This is a genomic window from Cetobacterium sp. (genome assembly GCF_048470075.1).
In the GTDB taxonomy this organism is placed as follows: Bacteria; Fusobacteriota; Fusobacteriia; order Fusobacteriales; family Fusobacteriaceae; genus Cetobacterium_A.
On the sequence record NZ_DBGBQB010000328.1, the window covers coordinates 1 to 2,868 of the forward strand.

The window sequence follows — 2,868 nt, forward strand, 5'->3', positions numbered from 1 at the left end:
GCACTTGGCTGGTATGGAAGAGTCAGAGTACATAATAGCTATAAATAAGGATAAAGCGGCACCTATTTTTGGAGTAGCAGATTTAGGACTAGTAACTGATTTAGGAAAAACAGCAACTTATTTAGTTGAAGAGATTAGAAAAGCTAAAGCTGAGAGATAAATCTTAAAAGTTACCACTTTAAAGCAAAGGATAAAATTATCCTTTGCTTTTTTAAATAAGATATTGGAGGTATGAAAATTGAATAAAACAGTTAAACATAAACAATTTAATCTTTTTGAAAAATTCACTCAACTATGTGTTACTATAATGCAAAAATATCTACCTGATGCTTTTCTTTTTGCAGCTATTCTTACATTTATAGTTTTTATTGCTGCAACTATAACAACTAAACAGTCTCCTTTTCAAATGGCTATGCACTGGGGAAATGGAGTTTGGTCTCTTCTAGCATTCTCAATGCAGATGGTCATGGTTCTTGTTACAGGTCACACCTTAGCAACTGCTCCTTTTTTTAAACGAATTTTAGATAAGCTTTCTAATCTACCTAAATCTCCAATACAAGCTATTATCTATGTTACATTTATATCTGGAATAGCTTGTATTTTAAACTGGGGATTTGGTCTTGTCATTGGAGCTATCTATGCTAAAGAGATTGCTAAAAAAGTAAAAGGTGTTGACTATAGACTTCTAATTGCTTCTGCATATTCTGGATTCCTATTATGGCATGGAGGAATTTCAGGTTCTATACCTCTTACTTTAGCTTCTGGAAATCTATCTAAAGCTACAGCTGGAGCTTTAGATAAAGGGATTAGTACCTCTCAAACAATATTTTCATCATATAATTTAATTATTCTTTTCGTTTTATTATTTACACTTCCTCTATTAAATGCTGCTATGCATCCTAAAAATAAGGAAGATATATTTCAAGTTGATACATCACTTTTAGAAGATGATGTTCAACCTATAATTTTTGATAAAACAGGGATGACTCCTGCTGATAAAATTGAAAATAGTCCTATTGTCAATATTCTTATAGGAATTCTTGGATACACATATATAATAGATTATTTTATTCAAAAAGGTTTTGATTTGAATCTTAATATTGTAAATATGATATTTTTAGTCACTGCTATTGTAGCTCACAAAACTCCTAAAAATCTACTTTTAGCTTTTGGAAATGCATGTAAGGGTGCATCTGGAATTATTTTACAATTTCCTTTCTATGCTGGTATCATGGGAATGATGGTAGGACAAAATAGTGATGGGGCGTCTTTAGCAGGTATTATATCCCAAAGTTTTATCAGTTCATCTACAGCTCTTTCATTCCCAGGTTTAACTTTCTTGAGTGCTGGAATTGTTAACTTCTTTGTTCCATCTGGTGGTGGACAGTGGGCTGTTCAAGCTCCTATTATGATGCCAGCTAGTGTAGAACTTGGAGTTTCTACAGCAAAAACTGGTATGGCTATAGCTTGGGGAGATGCATGGACTAATATGATTCAGCCATTTTGGGCTCTACCTGCTTTAGGTATAGCTAAATTGGGAGCAAAGGATATCATGGGATATGGTGTTATTATTACAATCTACTCTGGTATTATTATTACGTTGGGGTTAACTTTTCTATAAAAAAAAGGACAAGGATTAAAATCTTTGTCCTTTTTTAAAATTTCTTTATTTTACTTTAATAAAACTATACTGTATAATATGAGTCAAATCTAAATTTTTAAGGAGATAATATGAATGGGAAAAATAGAAAAGATATCAAGGCTGGTTTAAAAGTTTTGATAGTAAAAAAAGAAGATCAACGAACTGGAAAATTAACTGAAGGAGTTGTAAAAGATATCCTTACAAATTCTAACACTCATCCTCATGGGATAAAAGTCAGACTTCAAGATGGGACTATTGGAAGAGTACAAGAGATTAAAAATATCTAAAAATTATTATGGCGTTATATATAATTAAATATTTAAAAAGGGATGCCTCTCAAAGAGACATCCCTAAAAAATATAAACACTACTCTAAATTTTTTAGAGTTTGTAAATTTAAGCAAACTTTTTAACAGTATAAAACTGTAACACAAATTTTCTCTATGTAACACATGTGTTACATCTTTTTTATTATTTCTATCAAACTATTCTGAGCCTCATGTATTCTCTCGGTGTTAGAAGTTGCTTCCCAAATACTTTGCCCTTTTTCTATAAGAGTTTCAATTTGTGATAATTCCTTTATTGGTTCAGGAAGCAATATTGTAGTATTACCTATAATTTTTTTTAAATCTTTTAAGTATTTATTTTGATTTACTGTATTTCTATACTTATTTACTATTATTGAAAATACTTTATCAATACCAACTTCCTCAACTACCTTTATAACTCCTTCAACTGTAACTCTATCGCAAAAACAAGGTATAATAACTTTATCTGAACACTCTACGAATATGGTATCTAATTTTATATTTGGATCGCTATCTATCAATATATAATCATACTGTGTTTTCATTCTTTCTATAAAATTAGGTAAATCACTTAAAAATGCTGAGGAAAATTTAGAGTCTTCAAGTGGAATAAAGCTAACATCCCTTCTTATTCTCACAATATCTCTATCTACTCCTTTTACAAAAGATTTTAACCCTCTATTAAAAACATCTTTATCCTCCCGCGCATCTGTATAATCTAATACATTGCTTTGAAAGTCTGATGTCAATATCAAAACTTTTTTCCCTATCACCTCTAGTCCTATTGATAATTGAACTGTTAAAAAAGTTTTTCCTACTCCACCTTTATTAACTTTTATTGTATATACTTTCCCTTTTTTATCCATTTTCCCCTCCATCTTTGGCTTTATTCTCACAATATTGTCTAAAGTATTTACTC

The 2,868-nt window shown here is 30.5% G+C and carries 3 protein-coding genes and 1 pseudogene; 3 read left to right on the top strand and 1 reads right to left on the bottom strand.

Annotated elements, in window-relative coordinates; translation table 11 throughout:
• From ACMOUI_RS11360 to ACMOUI_RS11370, 3 genes and pseudogenes are all read left to right on the top strand, one after another.
• Positions 1 to 160 (top strand): annotated as a pseudogene (locus ACMOUI_RS11360) (electron transfer flavoprotein subunit alpha/FixB family protein); the annotation flags it as partial.
• Positions 161 to 238: 78 nt separating this feature from the next.
• Positions 239 to 1,621, top strand: coding sequence for a short-chain fatty acid transporter (locus tag ACMOUI_RS11365; protein WP_418965809.1), 1,383 nt, complete (start codon positions 239 to 241; stop codon positions 1,619 to 1,621).
• A gap of 110 nt (positions 1,622 to 1,731) precedes the next feature.
• Positions 1,732 to 1,929 carry a YwbE family protein gene (locus tag ACMOUI_RS11370; protein ID WP_418965810.1) on the top strand — a complete coding sequence of 66 codons (198 nt, stop codon included), beginning with the start codon at positions 1,732 to 1,734 and terminating at the stop codon, positions 1,927 to 1,929.
• A gap of 169 nt (positions 1,930 to 2,098) precedes the next feature.
• Here ACMOUI_RS11370 and ACMOUI_RS11375 read toward each other — a convergent pair.
• A partial coding sequence (locus ACMOUI_RS11375) for a ParA family protein (RefSeq protein ID WP_418965811.1) occupies positions 2,099 to 2,868 on the bottom strand: 770 nt, incomplete at its 5' end.